Genomic DNA, 293 nt, shown 5'->3' with positions numbered 1-293 from the left:
CAGCACTGGCGACGCGACTGGTGACCGTCCTGGCATGACGGACTTTGTGGGTCGCGCCAAATTTGATGCCTGGGCCGCCCTCAAAGGCACGACCCAGGAAGCAGCGATGCAGCAATACGTCGACCTGATCACCTCGCTAAAAGCTTAAGCCCGCACCGGGTAACTGGTCAGCAGATTGGGCGGACGCTGTCCGCTCAAGCCTGCAATCAGATTATCTGCCGCACAGTTTGCCATCGCACGCCGGGTCTTTTCTGAAGCACTGGCGATATGCGGCGTCAGCACCACATTTGTCA

At 58.7% G+C, this 293-nt stretch carries 1 protein-coding gene and 1 pseudogene; one reads left to right on the top strand and one right to left on the bottom strand.

Features of this window, described 5'->3' with window-relative positions:
• On the top strand, positions 1 to 148 hold a 148-nt coding region (locus tag KDM89_RS21675), incomplete at its 5' end, for an acyl-CoA-binding protein (RefSeq protein ID WP_212689840.1).
• Here KDM89_RS21675 and KDM89_RS22690 read toward each other — a convergent pair.
• Positions 145 to 293: pseudogene (locus tag KDM89_RS22690) on the bottom strand (D-glycerate dehydrogenase); the annotation flags it as partial. The gene KDM89_RS21675 and the pseudogene KDM89_RS22690 overlap by 4 nt on opposite strands.

It is taken from the genome of Cognatundibacterium luofuense (assembly GCF_018139685.1).
GTDB classification, from domain to species: domain Bacteria; phylum Pseudomonadota; class Gammaproteobacteria; order Burkholderiales; family Burkholderiaceae_D; genus Undibacterium; species Undibacterium luofuense.
Note: the sequence above shows the minus strand (reverse complement) of the source record. Positions and strands in the feature narration are given on the sequence as shown.